Source organism: Aureibaculum marinum, assembly GCF_003813905.1.
GTDB lineage: Bacteria > Bacteroidota > Bacteroidia > Flavobacteriales > Flavobacteriaceae > Aureibaculum > Aureibaculum marinum.
This window is the reverse complement of sequence record NZ_RPFJ01000051.1, coordinates 15875-34689: the sequence shown is the minus strand read 5'-3', so window position 1 is coordinate 34689 and position 18815 is coordinate 15875. Positions and strand designations below refer to the sequence as shown.

The following is an 18815-nucleotide window of genomic DNA, read 5'->3' as shown; positions in this document are numbered from 1 at the left end:
GTGCGAGCCGTTGTGTTCTTAGTGGTTAGGTTTTCACCACAAGGAGCACTAAGCTTTTCACAACGAGCATAGAGAAATATTATTACCATATTCCTAGTGAACTCCGTGCTAGCCGTTGTGTTCTTAGTGGTTAGGTTTTCACCACAAGGAGCACTAAGCTTTTCACAACGAGCATAGAGAAATATTATTACCATATTCCTAGTGAACCTCGTGTTAGCCTTTGTGTGCTTCGTGGTTAGACTTTTTTTACCACAAAGTGCACTAAGGTTTTCACAACCAACACAGAGAAATAGTAACATTCATATTTCTAGTGGACTTCGTGGTTCTCTTTGTGTTCTCCGTGGTTAAGCTTTTTTACCACAAAGGACACTAAGTTTTTCACAAAGAGCACAAAGAATAATTACTATTATTTTCCTAGTGAACTTCGTGTTAACTGTTGTATTCTTAGTGGTTAGGCTTTTTTTACCACAAAGGACACTAAGGCAGTCCACAACGAGCACAGAGAATAATTACTATTATTTTCCTAGTGAACTTCGTGTTAACTGTTGTATTCTTAGTGGTTAGGCTTTTTTTGCCACAAAGGACACTAAGGTTGTTCGCAAAGAGCACAAAGAATAATTACTATTATTTTCCTAGTGAACTTCGTGTTAACCGTTGTGTGATTCGTGGTTAGACTTTATTTACCACAAAGTGCACTAAGTTTTTCACAAGGAGCACAGGGAAATGTTTACTTTCATATTTCTAATGAACTCCGTGCAAGCCGTTGTGTTATTAGTGGTTGAACTTTTTACCACAAAGGGCACTAAGGTTGTTCACAAAGAGCACAGAGAAATATTATTAACATATTCCTAGTGAACTCCGTGCGAGCCGTTGTGTTCTTAGTGGTTAGACTTTTTTTACCACAAAGTGCACTAAGGCAGTCCACAAAGAGCACAAAGAATAATTACTATTATTTTCCTAGTGAACTTCGTGTTAGCCTTTGTGTGCTTCGTGGTTAGACTTTTTTTACCACAAGGAACATTAAGTTTTTCACAGAGGACGCAAAGAATAATTACTATTCATATTCCTAGTGAACTCCGTGCAGGCCATTGTGTTCTCCGTGGTTAGACTTTATTTACCACAAGGTGCACTAAGGTTTTCACAACCAACACAGAGAAATAGTAACATTGATATTTCTAGTGGACTTCGTGGTTCTCTTTGTGTTCTCCGTGGTTAAGCTTTTTTACCACAAGGAACACTAAGTTGATTTTTACAAAAGAGTGATTTGTTTTTTATACTTCCAACTTCAATAAATCGGCAACAATACGTTGTGCGGTTTTACCGTCCCATAAATGAGGAATATCACCTGTTTTCCAATCTCCTTTATGGAGCTTTTCCATATATGGAGCTACATTTTTAGGATTTGTTCCTACCAACTCATTTGTACCTACTGTAATAGTTTCTGGGCGTTCAGTATTATCACGCAAGGTCATACATGGAACTTTCATAACCGTAGTTTCTTCTGTAATTCCCCCTGAATCTGTAACTACAGCAAAAGCATGACTCACTAAATAATTAAATTCTAAATAACCTAAAGGACCAATCATATGTAAATTATCAGCTTCAATACCTATTTGTTGTAATATCTTCGCTGTACGTGGATGAACAGGAAAAACTAATGGCATTCCCTTTGCTCCTTTTACAATCTCATCAATTAAAGATTTTAATTTTTGCTCTTGATCTACATTGGCAGGGCGATGTAAAGTCATTACAAAATAACCTTTCTCTTTTAAATTTAACTCTTTAAAAACATCAGGTTGCTTAAAACGAGGTCTATTTTTCAATAAAGTATCAATCATGGTATTTCCCACATATCTAATCTTGCTTTCATCATGTCCTAATTGACGTAAATTATCATTAGCAACTTCAGAAGTAGTATAAAAAATATCGGTAATAGAATCGGTTACCATTCTATTTATTTCTTCGGGCATGGTAATATCATTTGAGCGGATTCCTCCTTCTACATGAATTACGTTTACACCCAATTTTTTTGCAGCTATTGAACATGCCATTGTAGACGTTACATCTCCTACAACCAAACAATAATCTGCCATATCTTTCAATAATAAGGCTTCATAACGTTCCATTATTCTTGCTGTTTGTTCTGCTTGTGTTCCTGAGCCTACTTCTAAGTTTATATCTGGATCAGGAATACCTAATTCTTCAAAGAAACTACCAGACATTTTTTTATCATAATGTTGGCCTGTGTGTATCAATCGATATTGAATCGAATCTTTAACTTTTTGTAGCTCCTCAATAATTGGGGCTATTTTCATAAAATTGGGTCTTGCCCCAGCGATAATATCTAATTTCATACTTTTATTTGTTACTTAATATGGAACGTTCTAACTTTAATTTAGTTGTGTTTTTTAATTTTTTTCTTTGTAAATAATGTTGTGTGTTATTTACCACAAAGTGCACTAAGGTTGTTCACAACGAACACAGAGAAATAATAACTTTCATATTCCTAGTGAACTTCGTGCGAACCATTGTGTTCTTCGTGGTTAGACTTTTTTTACCACAAAGGGCACTAAGTTTTTCACAAGGAGCACAGGGAAATGTTTACTTTCATATTCCTAATGAACTCCGTGCAAGCCGTTGTGTTATTAGTGGTTGAACTTTTTACCACAAGGTGCACTAAGGTTGTTCACAAAGAGCACAGAGAAATATTATTACCATATTCTTAGTGAACTTCGTGTTAACCGTTGTGTGCTTCGTGGTTAGACTTTTTTTACCACAAGGTGCACTAAGGTTGTTCACAACGAACACAGAGAAATATTATTACCATATTCTTAATGGACTTTGTGATTCTCGTTGTGTTCTCCGTGGTTAGTATTTTTACCACAAAGTGCACTAAGGTTGTTCACAAGGAGCACAGGGAAATGTTAACTTTCATATTCCTTGTGGACTTCGTGATTCTCGTTGTGTTCTTCGTGGTTAAACTTTTTACCACAAAGGGCACTAAGGTTGTTTTTTCAAAGAGCTTAAAAAATTATTAATTTACAAATTTCTTATTTACGTCGTATTAATTGTTTCGTTGTCTGTCGTTAGCTAATTTTAAATCTCAATCCACTTGCCTTGTTTTAAACTTTCAATTGCTGCAAATGATGCTTTGGTTGTATTTACAATAACATCAAAAGGAATAATTGGTGCTCCACCATTTTTCTGTTGATTAATTAAGGCTTCAAATTGATTGTAATGTCCTTTATCTTGTTTTGATTTACTGTTTCCTCCTTTAAAACCATATGTTTTTAACTTCCGCCAATTGTCCATAATCATCGTTCGCTCTTGAGAATATACCTCAATACGTTCTTTAGAATAGCCTTTACTTCCATTTCCAAAATAATTAACCACCGCATTTGTTCCATTTTCATATTTCAATAAAATTGAAGCATTATCCGTATTTTCTTGAGGATTTACCCCCATGGCATTCATACAAACGGCAACTACTTTACTATCTGCAAAATAGGTACATAAATCTATGTAGTGACATGCCTCTCCAATAATACGTCCACCGCCAACTTCCATATCATGTACCCAAACTTCTTTAGGAATATATCCAGCATTCATGGTAGCAATTATATTTTTAGGTGTATTGTCATTGCCTAATAATTTTTTCATTTTTAGAGCTAACGGAGCAAAACGTCTATTAAATCCAACAGAAAGTGAAGCATCACTTTTTGTATATGCTTCAATAATTTGATTCAATTCTTCATGGTTTAACGCCAAAGGTTTTTCTACAAAAACACTTTTACCAGCTTCTAAAGTCTCTATTACAAATTTAGCATGCGAATTATGCTTCGTTGTAATCATTACCAAGTCTGTCTCCTGATCATTTAAGATCTCTTTATAATCGGAAGTAGAATTAGCAATAGCAAATCTTTTTGCCATTGTTGTAGATGATAATCCTCCAGAACTGGCAATATATTTTACATTTGCATTTAGCTTTTTTAATTGAGGCATTAATGTAGAACTGGTAAAATTACCTGCACCAATAATACCTATAACTCCTTTTTTACCTTTAAACGATTTATCTGTAACCGTAATTGTTTTTACAGGCTTTTCTGTACTATCATAGACTAAAATAGAGGCAATAGACTTAGAATTGCCCATATCACCATAAATTTTATCATACTCTTTTAGTGGAATACGTTCTGTAATTAATGGTGCTACATCTAAACTACCATTAGATAAAGCATTTAAAATGGCTTCAAAATTTCGTTTTTCCGTCCAACGTACAAAACCTATTGGGTAATCATTCCCTTTTTGTTCGTATTCTTCGTCATATCTTCCTGGGCCATAGGAACACGATACTTGAAAAGAAATTTCTTTTTCATAAAAATCGGCTCTACTAATATCTAATCCGATGACACCAACAAGCACTACTCTACCTCGTTTTCTACACATGCGTGCGGACTGCGAAATAATTTCGTTACTTTTATTAGAAGCGGTAATAATCACGCCATCTGCACCTACGCCATTGGTAAATGATTCCACAAACTTTACTTGATCTGTACCTTCAGCAGGGTTTATAGCTGTAATTCCTTTTGCTTTGGCAATAGCTACTTTTTCAGCATCAAAATCAAAACCAATTACTTTACAGCCATTAGCTTTTAATAGCTCTGCCGTTACAAGACCTATTAATCCAAGTCCTACCACAACAATGGTTTCTCCAAAAGTAGGATTTAACAATCGTATTCCTTGTAACCCAATAGAACCTATTACTGTAAATGCAGCTTGTTCATCGGTTACATTATCCGGTATTTTAGCGACTAAATTTTTAGGAACCAATACATATTCTGCATGATTTCCATTAGAGGCTACTCTATCGCCAATAGTAAATTCGGTAACCCCTTTTCCTACGGCAACAACTTCTCCAACATTACAATAGCCCAAGGGTAAGGGTTGATTTAATTTATTAAAAACAGAATCTATTGTTGGTTTTAAACCATCTGTTTTTACTTTATCGAGTACCATTTTTACCTTATCTGGCTGTTGTTTGGCTTTTTGTATAAAATTGGCTTTTCCAAACTCTACCAACATCCGTTCTGTTCCTAAAGAAACTAGAGTTCTGGTAGTTTTTATTAATACGGCTCCTGCTTTGACATTAGGGACAGGTATTTCTTCAAGAATGGTATCTCCTTTTTTAAGGTCTTGTATGATTTGCTTCATGTAGTATTTAACATTCTGAGGTAAAACGGAATCTATTTAAAACGAATTACCTTTTATTTTTATTTCTTTTTCAATAGTTGCAAAGGTAGTAAGAACTAATGAGTTTTTTAAAGGGATTAGTTTATGTTTTTCTAATTTAAACAAACATTATAACTTTTCTTACATGTTTTTTTATTATGAATTATGTATAACAATTTCTTCATTTACTAGTTTTTTATATGTTTGAACTTCGTGCCCATTTTTTATTATATTATATAAACGGAACTCCTTAGAATTTAATAATATTATATAACTAAACCACGGGAAAAATAAAAACTGTCCCCCTGTTAAATTACTTTCAAAAAAAGGAATAATGATAAGAGGTATTGCCAATAAAGAATAATTAGAAATATTATTCCAAAAGACTCGAAATGGATCATAAATCATGATTTTTAGAAAAATTATAAATACAAAAATTCCTGCTCCAAATAAAACTTCCCAATAAGAATTATGATATACAGGTAATATACCTCCATATTTATGTAATTCTGTATAATTAAACATACCCACCCCTGTAAACCAATATACTGGATTGTTATCGAAACTTTTAAGCATTGCATTAGTACCTATCAATCTGCCCTCATTTCCTGATTCTATTTGTACCTCATTTCTTCGTTCAATTGTACTTATAGCCGAGTTTTCTTTCAATGAAAGTAAAGCAACTGCAATGAACAATAAAAGCACCAATGTAAATTTAAACATAAACGAAAATATTTTGTCTTTGAACAATAAAAAAATAAATGCCAACCCTGCAGATAATAATCCTGCACGGTTTCCACTTATTAATAATACATAAAAAACAAATGGAATAAAAATTAAAATAAATAATCTATAAATTCTTTTTAAAGGATAAAATCGTAGTACAGTTATTGAAGATAATAAAAACAATGTACTGCTCCAACCATAATTATTAGACACAAAAAAACGACCTTCTTCATAGCCATATATATTGGTCTTTTGTATGTCAAAACCAAAGAAAAGAAAAGAAAATGGTACAAATGCATAAACTATTAATATCATTAGAGATAAAGAAACTAGTAAGTTATAGGCACCATACTGTAATAAATAGTTAACTGAATAAATAATATACAGTAAAGGAAAAATAAAAGTTAAGCCTTTATAAACTGATTGAAATGGTTCATTGGAAAAAAAAGATAGCCCCATCATTACACATATTAATAAATATATGTTAAACTTATTAAGTAAATATATAGTTGAAAATCCGTTTAATTTAATCACATAAACCAGTGATACAAATACTAGAACCTGTTTAAAAACACTAAAAAAAGGAATAAACCATGGCCCTATCGAGTAAGCTGCAGCATATCCTAGAACTACTAAAAACATATTAATAAATAGTAATCTGAAAATAGCGTCTTTTATTATGGCCTGCATGTATTTACTATTCATATTAAAACGTTAAGTACCAAAATATCTTTATAAATTAATCATTGAGTTATAAATGATAGATGATGCCTTACCATCTCCATAAGGACTAATAAAATTCGTTTCTTCTACATTTATTGTCTTATTTAATTGGTTATTAGTCGCAGTTATTATCTTTTCACTATTAGTACCCACCATTGTTACTATTCCAGAAGCTACTGCCTCAGGTCTTTCTGTAGTATCTCTCATAACTAACGTATACTTACCAAGTCCTGTGGCTTCTTCTTGAATCCCCCCACTATCTGTAATTATTAAATCACAATTTTTCATTAGCCATATAAAAGCTTCATAAGGTTGAGGGTTAATCAATTTAATATTTTGAATATTTCCGAGTTCATTTTCAATAGGTATTTTGACATTGGGGTTAGGATGTACCGGAAAAACAATAAGAACTTCAGGATTTTGTAAGGCAATTGTCTTTAATGCTAAAATAATATTCCTAAAACCTTCTCCATGATTTTCTCTCCTATGACCTGTTACTAATATAAACTTATTTGCACTACCAATAATTCTAATTATTCTATTAATACTATCAAACTTCTTAGTTTTAATAATTTCGCCTCCAATTTTTAGAGCATCAATTACAGTATTTCCTGTTAAAACTATGGATTCTTTATCAATCCCTTCTTTTAACAAATTATTAACTGCCAATTTTGTGGGAGCAAAATGTATATCTGCAATTTTACTAGATAATTGTCTATTCAATTCCTCGGGAAAAGGTGACAATTTATTAAACGTTCTAAGACCTGCTTCAACATGACAAACCTTAGCTCCTGCATAAAAAGCTCCCAAAGCAACAGCCATACTAGTAGTGGTATCTCCATGTATAAAAACATAATCCGGATTAAACTCTTCTAAAACTTCTTTTATTGATTTCAGTATACTTGCTGTCAGATTAAATAGATTTTGGTTTGGGCTCATTAAGTCTAAATCGTAGTCTGGTATAATTGAAAAGAAATCAAGCACCTGATCAAGTAAATCTCTATGCTGTGCTGTTACACACACTTTTGTATTAAAGTTAATTGTATCTTCTTTAAAAATCTTTACTACGGGAGCCATTTTTATAGCTTCAGGTCTAGTTCCAAAAACTATTAATATTTTTTTTTTATTTTTTTTCACAAGAAATTTTATTTGTTTAATTCTTAACTTTTCAAACCATTATGACTTAAGTTCATCTAATAATGCATCCATTTTTACCACTATATTTTTATCATATGTATAATTATTCAAGTATAAATGTCTACCATTTTGTCTAATTTTTTTCAATTTATCTTGATTAACATCTACAAATCTACTCCAAGTTTCATCAAAATTAAAATTAACAACAAATCCTAATGAATGCTTTACTACAAATTCCTCAACAGAAAGCCCTCTATTTACAATGATAGGAACACCAAGCATCATGGCGTCATATACTTTATTTGAAGCCGCTAAGATATTAATTTCATTTGATGGGTCATATAAAGAAAAAATCCCTCTACTGTTTCTTATTTTTTCAAATAAAACATCCTGTGTTACATAACCTAAAAATTCAATATTTGAGAGTTCAATAAGTTTCTTACCATAAGAATCAATTACCCTACCCGCAACTATAATCTTGATTTTTGGATTCTTTTTTGCAAAATTATATACAGATAAAGCTCCTCGAGTTTTACCTATAAGACCTGTAAATGCAAATACTGAATTATTATCTAAAACTAAGTTATCTTCGGTATAATAATCCTCTTGAGAGTTATAAATTATAATGTAATTTTTATCCCTTTTTCTTATTCTATTTTCATCTACATGAATAACTTTAAAAGCTTTATTCTTTATTTTATTATCAATTTTTTCAATTATATATTTAATTATTCTAGGGAAATTATACCTCAATGCAAAATCATCATGAATATCATAAATATAACGAACTTTTGGTTTAAAAAATGAAAAAAAATATACTGAAATAGCTGAATCAAAATCAATTGTAAAAATTATATTGTTTTTATTATTCTTTACTTCTCCTAATAATTTAAAGAATAAAATAACACTCCATAAGGGATAATAAAATAACAACTTTTTATTTGCACTTCCCCCTCCTTTCAATATAAAAGTTTCACGTGTATATTTCGATTCTTTAGATTTATCTCTTAGCCAACAAAAAAACTTTAATTCTATCTTTTTTTGATCAAAATATTTGATAAATTTTTTCACTCTCACTTGATCAGTACAACTGGAGCCCTTTGTAATATATATTTTCATTATTCTAAAACGTAATTGATACTATCTATAATTGATTTAGCCATATCTTTAGGTTTTCTGTTTAAATAGTAATAATCTTTTGCTGCGTTACCAATTTTAATATATTTATTTGGGTTTTTATAAGAATCAATTATAACATTTATCAGTTCATTTTTATTGTTATATAAAACCCCTGTCTTATTGTTCTCTAAATTAAATATTTCTCCACCTGTTATTGCGTTATTTTTTGTAACAAAGCAAACACCATACCCCATACTAGTTAAAACAGAGAGCCCGGCTTGATTAGGTGAAACACATAATATTGAAGACATAAAATAGTTTTTTAATGTATTTTGATCATATACACCGCCTAATAATTTCACCTTTTTATTTAAATGATTCTTTTTAATAAATGTTGCAATATTATCTTTCTCTGGGCCTTCGCCAATTATTTGTAAATTATACAAAGATTCTCCTACTAATAAGTAAGCTTTTAAATAGCAGTCGAGTAACTCAATAATACCTTTTCGTTTATGTAATGCTCCAACAAATAAAAGTTTATCTTTTTTTACAACTAAGTCATTCTTAATGTTTAAAACTTCAACTGTATTATTAGCTACAAATAATGATTTTTTATCAAAACCATATGAAATATATTTATTCTTAGCATATTCTGTATAAAATATTAAAGCTTTAGCTCTTTTAAACAAAAAATTTCTTAAAAAATCATAGCTCTTATTATTGTCAAAGGCTTTATCTTTTGAGGCAGAAACTCCAATTCCCCAATAGATAATCTTTGTTTTAATAAATGGATTAAAAGGTAAAGATAAAATGTCTATAGTTCTTAAGTTCATTAAACCAATAACTACATCGAACTTTTTTACTAAAGGATGAATATTCTTTTTATGTAAAATTATTGGACCGTATTGTTTTATTGGCAAAAATATCACTTCAAATGGTTCATCCTTATAAAGAGAAACCTGCTCTTCTTCATAAGACGCTAATGTAAGTTTACAATGCTTAGCAATTATTCTAAACACAGGAACTCTATAATGCTGAATTTTATGTAGCAATATTAAAACCCTACTTTCTTTTATCATTTGTTTTATAGTTTACAAAACTAATAAGAATTATTTTCATCAATAAACATTCTATACCACAATTCTACACTCAAGAGTCTGTATAAAAACCGACTATAGTCTTTATCTCCATTAATATGTCTTTTGTATAAATTTTTAAATGAATTTACATTCACAATATTTCTTGAAAAAAAGGTCTCTGACAGTAAAATATCAGAAACCATTTTAGAAGAAATAATTTCTTTAATTGGTGATACAAATCCTATTTTATTGGTGTTATCAACAACTTCTGAAGGTAAATCATTTTTAAAAGCATCACGATGAATAATTTTTCCCTTATTCAATTTATACTTATAATCGAAAGGTAGCTTAAATAAAAATTCTACTAATCTATAATCTAAAAAAGGCAATCTACTTTCTAAAGAATACATCATTGAGACCGAATCTCCATAATGCAATAAATTTACTAATCCACCTTTATGTTGTTCTAATAATAAATCATTCAAATTCCGATAATATTGTTCTTTCTTTAATTCATTAAGATCCTTTTTTATCAGGACTTTCTCAATTCCATAAATTCTCCTCATGAAAGTTTTCAATTTACTTCCTCCATTATTTCTAAAAAACAAGACAAATGAATTTATTAATTTCCTAAAGCCTATCAACTTTATTTCCCTAATGAAACTTCTAAATTTAAAATTCTTTAAAAGCTTTAACAAATAAGAAATTATAAAAGTATGTGTATAACCACCTAATAATTCATCAGCTCCTTGTCCCTCTAACAACACCGTAACCTTATTTTTAGCATTATTCATTATAGATTGTAAAGGTACAATAGCTGGAGAACTATGCCCTGCTTCGAGATGATATATCAATTTATTCAGCGACCCAACATAATTTGAATAATCTGTTAAAATACGATTGGCATTCACTTTTTTATTTTTAATATAACGCTCAACGACAGGAAATTCATCATACTTTTCATTGGGAAAGCTAGCCGTAAAAGATTCTAAGTTTTTTGAGGTATATTTCAAAGATGAAGAAGCTATTGCCATAGAATCCAAACCTGAAGATAAAGTTAAACCAATGGGGACATCTGATCGCATTCTAAGCCTAACAGCATCTTTAAAGATGTTTTTATATTTTTTTATTGCTTCTTCATAAGGTATATTTAATTGCTCTTTAGGATAATTCCAATATCTTGAAATATTAAGTTGACTATCCTTTAATTTAAAAATTATATTATGTGCAGGCATTAACCGATATACACTTTCAAACCATGTTTGCTCTGATTGACCTCCTAACGACTCTCTTAAATAAGAGTTAATTGCAACTTTATTAGGTTTACGTAAAACCTTATTATAATTTATAATAGATTTTATTTCTGATGATAAAATAAGACTTCCATCAGTAAATGAATAATATAGAGGCTTTATTCCAAACCGATCTCTAGAAACAAAAATTTCATTTTTATCTTCCAAATAAATTAAAAAAGCCCACATACCGTTAAACTTTTTCACACATTCACTCCCCCAATAATCAAAAGCCTTTATAACAACTTCTGTATCACTTGTTGTAACAAAATTATAACCTAGGGTCTCTAACTCCTTTTTTATTTCAATGTAATTAAAAATTTCTCCATTGAATATTAAATGTGTATTGTTAAACTCAAAAGGTTGATTTGACCTTTCATCTAAGTCTAATATAGACAACCGAACATGTCCTAAGCCAATTTTATCATTTATAAAATCAGCATTTTGATTATCAGGACCTCTATGTTTTAGAAGTAATAATGATTCTTTAAATAGTTCCTTATCAATTACTTTTTCCTTCTCAATTACACCGAAAATTCCACACATTTTAATTAATATTTAGAAGATAATTGTTTAACTGTAAGGCCTGTTGTTTTCTATTAAAGAAATTGAACTTAGATTTTTCCATTTTTCTGTAAGATAGACTATACTTATCAATATTGTTTACAAACCTAATAAAATCCATTGCTGCAGTTTCAATATTATTTACATCCGAATGAATACCTATTTCAAAATTATTAATTAAGTCATTTAATTCTCCCTCAGGTTGCCCTAATGAAAAAATTGGCTTTTCCATCCCAAAATAATCAAAAACCTTTCCTGCAATAGTTCCATTATAACCTTTGTCTGGGCTTTGCCAAGTTATACAACCATCAGATTCTAACAAATAATCACCCACTCTATTGTAAGGTAGAGCGTCATAAAAATTAAATAACTGAACAAGGTTTAACTCTTCAATCATATTTCCTTTTCTTGATAAATCTCCCACCAAATTAACCTTAACTTTTTGAAATAAAAGAGGATTAATTTCAATAGCTTTTTTAATAGTTTTATAAAAATAGCCGTCAACTCTATCTCCACGTAATCCACCTAAATACAATAAATTAATCTTCTCTTTATCAAAATTAGGTTTAACTCCGTGTAATTGTAAATCTTTAGAATCATAACCATTGTAAATGGTTTTTAACTTTCCGTCGTCTTTTATTGAAAAATACCGCAGCACTTCCTTTTTATTTACATTTGTATTAGTAATTATTAAGTCTGATTTATCATAAATTATTTGTTCAAATTTTTTCTGATAAAATTTATGTAATGGTGTTATAGGATGATAAAATGCACCTAATGTAAAAGGGTCTCTAAAATCCGTAACTAAAAAAAAATTAAATTTCTTTTTTAATTCTAATCCTATTTTATGTACTGAATGTGGCGGACCACTAGTTAAAACATAGTCATAGTCGAATTCTTTTTTATTCTTAAAATGTTTTATTACATCTTTTGCCCACTTATAGTAATAATCATAAAATCTAAACTTATTAATTACTTTATTTAATAAAGTACCTTTGTAAGGTTTTTCTTTTAACCTTATTGTTTTGATATCACTTATTTCTTTTAATCTTGCTTCATCAATCCAACTATAATTTTCACCTTTAATAGAACATACTGTTACATCCCAACCCATTTCCTGAAGATATATACTAAACTTTACAATACGTTGAACACCTCCTCCGCCAGCAGGTGGATACGCTCTCGAAATAATTAATATTTTCTTACTCATTTATTAACTTTTCAAATTTTTCTACAATAGTACTCCAATTATATTGTTTAGGTTGACCAGAAAAAGATTTAGCATCTTCAAAACTTATTTCGTCTAAAAATTTCTGTAATTCAGCTCTATTTAATAAATCGCCAATTTTATCAGAGGCTCTAGCATGATTTATGAAATTCATATTAGCTAATACTTTAACATTATAAGTCCTAGCTAACAATAAAACTCCTGAATTTAAAGTATTTATGTAAGGCAAAACCACATAATCACATCCGGTGAAATACGCCATAACTTCTTCATCTGGTATAAACTTATTATCAAATTTAATATTCTTTACCCCACTTACTAAATTTTCAATCTCTTTTTCTAATTTTTTTTCATTGGCCTTACCTGCTAACAGTAAATAAATATTATCAGAATTACAAGCTATAAATGATTTTAAAAACTGATCAATTCCTTTTCCTGTCCTTATACTACCAAATATTAGTAATATCTTTTTATCAACAGGTATTTTATATCTATCATTTATATTGACTTCTATATTTTTATTATATAAATATGGACCTTGTTGAATTGATATAATTTTGGTTAAAGGTACTTGTAAATATTCAGCAACTTTAAATTTATGACTTTCATCAAAAACTCTTAAATAGTCAACCTTTTTAGCTAATTGTCTAAAACAAAATTTTTCTATTATTTTAAATTTTTCATCATGCCGATGTAAATTGTGTATATTCCATATTATTTTAGTATCACGCTTATTTAGAAACATTAATTCCAAAATTCCTAGTGTAGATTTTACTAATGTTTTCAATAAATTTTGTGAAATATAAAATGAATGCACCCAATCTAATACTAAAACTTTTATATCTTTTTTTAATGCATGGGTTAATGGAAAGAGTAATTTTAGATTTATCTTTTTTACTTGGTAACCTTTATCCTCCAATGCCTTTTTAAACAATAGCTGATGTTTGTCTCCTTCATTAGCTAAAGTTTCAGACCATGGATATATTCCTATTATTTTCTTCATACCCTTACTTAAACCAAGGTTTATAATTCAAATTATATTGTAATTTACTTTCTCTTTTACCAATAACTTTGGCAGGAACACCACCTACTATTGCCATGGATGGTACATCTTTAGTAACTACAGAGTTAGACGCTACCACTGCTCCTTTACCAATAGTCACTCCTGGTAATATGGTTACTCTTGAGGCTATCCAAACGTAATCTTCAATCGTTACATCTGCACCAATAGCTTTATGCTGATTATCATGTACATCATGCTCTAAAGTCCAAATATTGGTTTCTTGTGCAATATCTACATTATTACCAATCACTAAATGCCCTCCTCTACCATCTAATAGCACTTTTTTATTTACTACTGAATTGTCACCAATGACAATATTTTTAGGACTTCTAAATTCAACACCCATTAAAAAATTAGTGTGTTGACCTACTTTTTTAAGTTGCGTTTTTATAATCAGTCTCCTTATCCAATGAAAAGGGATATACATCAACCAATCTCTAATAAGATAGTCTTTAAAGGCTAATAAAGCTGTATATATATTAATTAATAGTTTTTTCACTTACTATTTTATACGTTTTAGTAATAGGATACAAAGATAAGAGTATTAATGAAAGGGTACCTAATACAATGTAAAGTATATAATTATCTAGTTTAACCCAAATTATTAACTGGTTTTTTATCACAATTGCTAGTCCAATTAAAATGACTCCTAAAATGTTATTTTTCGAAAACACCTGAAAACTTAAATTGTCTTTTGTAGTTTTATAAACGATATAACCAACACTACTCATTAAAAAAGTATTAATAGGTATGATAAAATACAAACCATTTATTTTAAAATACCTAATTAAAAAATAAGAGAACCCAGCAGAAGCCAATTGAGCTAACACCCAATACAAATACAATTTTTTAGCAAAACCATGCGACACTGCCATTTTGCGGTAAATGCCTCCGATACTACTAATAAGAACTGCAATAATATTAAACAATAGAAAAGCATACGCCAGAAGTACATCTGTTTCGTCAAACTTTTTACCTCCCCAAATGATATCGATAATTACATCACCTAATAAAATAGTTCCTATAATCGTAATTACATTTACGTTTACAATACTCAACATGTTTTTATTAAACTCTTTGGCAACAGATTTTGCTTTTTGAAGCAATAAAGAATACTTTGTAAAGAAAATGGTCATAAAAGGCTGAATAAATAGTCCCCTTACTTTATTCGCTAAATTTTGTACATATTTAAAAATCGCATATACTCCTTCTGGTAAAAACGAAATACTTGCAGTTAATACAATATTATAGAGTTGTGTAGCTCCTACATACAAAAACGTACTTTGCATGCTTTTAAAAAATGAAATATGATTAAATTCAGGGATAGACCATATCAATTGAAATCTATATCCATTTTTATACAACTGCCATACGTAAAAAATAAATTCTATTATTTTACCTGACAGCATAGACACTACCAATGCCCACAATTGGATAAAAGGATACAAAACAACTAATACTAATATATTAACAATAGTGTTTGTTAAGCCTAATAATTCTGCTCTACCAAAACGCTGTTCTGCATTTAATACTGTTATATAAAAAGAATTTATTAAAGCCAAGTATAAAATTGGCAACAACACTCTAAAAATTAATGCTGCCAGTTCTTTATCTTCAGTAGAAAATCCTGGAACCATTAAATTCACTAAAAAAGGAGCAAAAATAAATACCAATAGCATTACTACAGAACCAAAAATGACCATTCTATTAATAACAACATTTAAGCCCTTATACCCTAACCCATTTTTTATAGTATTGAGTTTATGGTATTCAGGTAAAAATATTTCTGCCAATTGCCCACTTTGTGTCAACGAGGTTACCAAATAAACCAAACTTTGAGCCGCAAAATAAATTTCAATGGTACGTGAAGCTCCAAAATATTTAACTTGAAGTATAGAATATGCCAAGCCTAACAATGAAGCTATCAATTTTAAAGAAAAAAGTTTTAATAGAATTTTCATTTATATTTTGCGAACTAATTATTAATCCACTCAAAAAACTTTAAATCAAGGTTATTTAATATTTCTTTTTCGTTTTCCAAATTGCTTTTGTTAAATTTCTTTATTTTAATATTTTTAAAAGCATTTTTATATACCTCAATATCCTCTAAAGGACTAATAACAATTGGATTTTTATAAAACAATTCACTTGCATATTTTAATTTGGGATGTAACTCTATCGCCACAAAAGGAGTGTTAACTAAACCTGCTATAAACAGACTATGCATTCTACTAGAAAAAACAACTTCTGCATTATTAAAAATTGAAATAAAACTTAAAATACTCATTTTAGAGGGATTCCAAACAGTGGTTTTAAAACTACTTGTAATTTTTTTCATTAAATCTTCCTTATCTTCTTGTAAGAAAACCCAATGTGTTTTAAATGCATTCTCCTCTAAAAATTCTGCAAATTTTATTAATTCATTTAAATGTTTTTCATATTCAGGTTTGTGATGATATGATCTTGGGCAAATTATAATTTCATTTGACAAATCAATTAAATCATCTTCAGGTAATTTTTCATAACCTATACTTAAATCATTAGATAAGTAAAGGTTTTTAATATTCATTTCTTTCGCATATTCAAAAGACTTATTATCTCTGACTCCCAAAATTTGAAAAGAGCTTAAAATTTGCTTATGAAGAATTAAACTACGACTATTAAAGTAAGGTCCAATACCTATACCTATTCCTCCAAATTGTGTTCCCAATAATCTTGGAATTTTAAAACGAAATATATTAGATATATATTTTTTTATAAATTTAGATGTATTAACTTTTTTGCTGTAATCAAATAATATGCCTCCTCCTATATAATAAACTTTATCAAACTTTGTATAAAAAAATGCAGGTATTGTGTTATTTAGTTTAATCAATATCAGATCTGGATAATATTGATACAAATACTCACAGTCTACTGATGAATTAGTAATGACAACACTAACTTCTACATTCGAAATTTGTTTTATTCTATTAATTGCTATTTCGAATAATAAATCGTCACCGAAATTTTTGTAGCCAATATAACCAGTTAATAATATTTTCTTTTTCATTATTTACTAAATATTGGTTGATGATTCTCAATATTAGTAATGATACTATTAAAATTTTTATACTTTATAAAATCATTAATATTATCAAATCTAAATCCTCTAAAATCTGAAGGTGTTCTTTCAAAGAACATTTCAAAAGGGGTTTGATAACGAATAAAAAGTAAGTAGGCATATTTTAAAGCTTCCATTCTGTTTTTTTCTAAATCATAATCATTTACATCAAAATTATCCAACACTTCAAAATATTCTTCAATTGAGTTTACATCAATAGTAAATCGTTTGCCCCGATAATGTGTTTGAGAAACAACAACACATGGCTTGTACACCAATGGCAATTCCATTCCTGCGGTGGTAGTATGTACCAATCCTAAATCTGTAATCTCATAAATACTCCAGCTATTTACTTTGGCATCTGGTTTTATAATTTTTACATTATCATTTGGAGTAACTGCATTGTGTATAATATCATAAAACGGCATATTGGTACCTGCAATTACTTCTGCGGGATGAATTTTTACAATCAGTTGTTTCTCTGGATGCTGATTGAACCATTTTACCGTTTCAATAACCCATTCTATAGGGTTTTTAAAAGAAATTTCACGATGAGCACTAGCAGCATCCCACAACACATTGGTAAATAAAGAATAAACAGGTTTATCAGTATCTATACCTAAACTTTTTATAGTTTCTTCTTTACTAGTTTTATTTCCAAAATTATAAACTGTGACATCGTCTTTATGCATTATACGCGTACCAATATAATCAGTGATTTCTTTCAATTGAGCTTCTGTTAGTTCTATATCTTTAACCCTATTCCATTCATCGATTACATCCCATGAATCACCCGTTTTATTCCAATTAAAAACCTGTGCATATTTTTTCTTAGCTCTACTATGTACTAAAATTGGAATATTATGTGCATCTAGCACTTGATATGGTGGACCCCAAGTAGAATAGATACCATGATTCATTATTACCTTATCAACTTTAAGCTTAACTAATTTTTCTCCTATATAATCAGTTATTCCAATGGCCTTTTTAAATAATTTCGTTCTATTTTCAATATCAGGTAGATTTTTAGACAAACTACCTACTTTATAATGTTTTAATAGACTTGCTTCTAATACAGGAGCGTATTTATCTTTATACTCTAACTCACTTGGAGCATCTTTGATAAATTCAGAGATAGTGAAATAATTCAATCCAGAGTCATCCAAAAACTTGGAAGCATAAGCAAAAGCAGTTTCTGTTTGATTATCCCATTTATGCTCACTTCCACGTCTTTTAAACTCTTGTATAGGTAAAGTATTGTCATCAATAATAAAAGTTACTTGATGTCCTTTCTTTTTCAAACCTAATGCTAAAAGTACTTCAATATACAAATGAAATGTGCTTTGAGATAGCATTAATAAAACATAAATTTTTTGTGGTTTAGCAACAGGGTCAACCTCAAACTTACCTAGTAATTTTGCTTGAGCTAATAAGACACTTTTACTAAAAAAGGAAAAGCGTCCCAACTTTTCCCAACTAAAACCTAAAGCGTGTAAAAAACTTACTACAGAAGGGAATACATTTATTTTTATTTTGTCTTTTAATTTCATTT

The 18815-nt window shown here is 29.4% G+C and carries 13 protein-coding genes; all 13 read right to left on the bottom strand.

Annotation, left to right across the window (positions count from 1 at the left end; translation table 11 throughout):
- Nucleotides 1-1271: 1271 nt before the first annotated feature.
- Entirely contained in the window at nucleotides 1272-2354 is a 1083-nt protein-coding gene (gene wecB, locus EGM88_RS14355) for a non-hydrolyzing UDP-N-acetylglucosamine 2-epimerase (RefSeq protein WP_123899118.1), read from the bottom strand.
- A gap of 742 nt (nucleotides 2355-3096) precedes the next feature.
- Nucleotides 3097-5211, bottom strand: a complete 2115-nt coding sequence (locus EGM88_RS14350) for a bi-domain-containing oxidoreductase (protein ID WP_123899117.1) — start codon at nucleotides 5209-5211, stop codon at nucleotides 3097-3099.
- 174 nt (nucleotides 5212-5385) lie between these two features.
- Entirely contained in the window at nucleotides 5386-6660 is a 1275-nt protein-coding gene (locus EGM88_RS14345; protein WP_123899116.1) for an O-antigen ligase family protein, read from the bottom strand.
- Between the two features lie 27 nt (nucleotides 6661-6687).
- Nucleotides 6688-7815 (bottom strand): non-hydrolyzing UDP-N-acetylglucosamine 2-epimerase, encoded by a 1128-nt coding sequence (gene wecB / locus EGM88_RS14340; protein WP_262696467.1) that lies wholly within the window; start codon nucleotides 7813-7815, stop codon nucleotides 6688-6690.
- A gap of 39 nt (nucleotides 7816-7854) precedes the next feature.
- On the bottom strand, nucleotides 7855-8886 hold the full coding sequence (locus EGM88_RS14335; protein ID WP_123899115.1) for a glycosyltransferase family protein: 1032 nt from the start codon (nucleotides 8884-8886) through the stop codon (nucleotides 7855-7857).
- 47 nt (nucleotides 8887-8933) lie between these two features.
- Nucleotides 8934-10013: a glycosyltransferase gene (locus tag EGM88_RS14330; RefSeq protein WP_123899114.1), complete on the bottom strand. Its 1080-nt coding sequence runs from the start codon at nucleotides 10011-10013 to the stop codon at nucleotides 8934-8936.
- 20 nt (nucleotides 10014-10033) lie between these two features.
- Nucleotides 10034-11851, bottom strand: coding sequence for an asparagine synthase (glutamine-hydrolyzing) (asnB, locus tag EGM88_RS14325; protein WP_123899113.1), 1818 nt, complete (start codon nucleotides 11849-11851; stop codon nucleotides 10034-10036).
- Between the two features lies 1 nt (nucleotide 11852).
- A complete protein-coding gene (locus EGM88_RS14320) occupies nucleotides 11853-13079 on the bottom strand; it encodes a glycosyltransferase (RefSeq protein ID WP_123899112.1) in 1227 nt (408 codons plus the stop codon).
- A complete protein-coding gene (locus tag EGM88_RS14315) occupies nucleotides 13072-14100 on the bottom strand; it encodes a glycosyltransferase (RefSeq protein WP_123899111.1) in 1029 nt (342 codons plus the stop codon). The genes EGM88_RS14320 and EGM88_RS14315 overlap by 8 nt, the downstream gene beginning before the upstream one ends.
- Before the next feature lie 4 nt (nucleotides 14101-14104).
- Entirely contained in the window at nucleotides 14105-14659 is a 555-nt protein-coding gene (locus tag EGM88_RS16130; RefSeq protein WP_317126548.1) for an acyltransferase, read from the bottom strand.
- Entirely contained in the window at nucleotides 14640-16121 is a 1482-nt protein-coding gene (locus tag EGM88_RS14305; protein ID WP_123899110.1) for a lipid II flippase MurJ, read from the bottom strand. Before EGM88_RS14305 ends, EGM88_RS16130 begins: the two co-directional genes overlap by 20 nt.
- Before the next feature lie 14 nt (nucleotides 16122-16135).
- Nucleotides 16136-17212 (bottom strand): polysaccharide pyruvyl transferase family protein, encoded by a 1077-nt coding sequence (locus tag EGM88_RS14300; protein WP_123899109.1) that lies wholly within the window; start codon nucleotides 17210-17212, stop codon nucleotides 16136-16138.
- Nucleotides 17212-18813, bottom strand: coding sequence for a hypothetical protein (locus EGM88_RS14295; protein WP_123899108.1), 1602 nt, complete (start codon nucleotides 18811-18813; stop codon nucleotides 17212-17214). Before EGM88_RS14295 ends, EGM88_RS14300 begins: the two co-directional genes overlap by 1 nt.
- Between the last annotated feature and the right edge of the window lie 2 nt (nucleotides 18814-18815).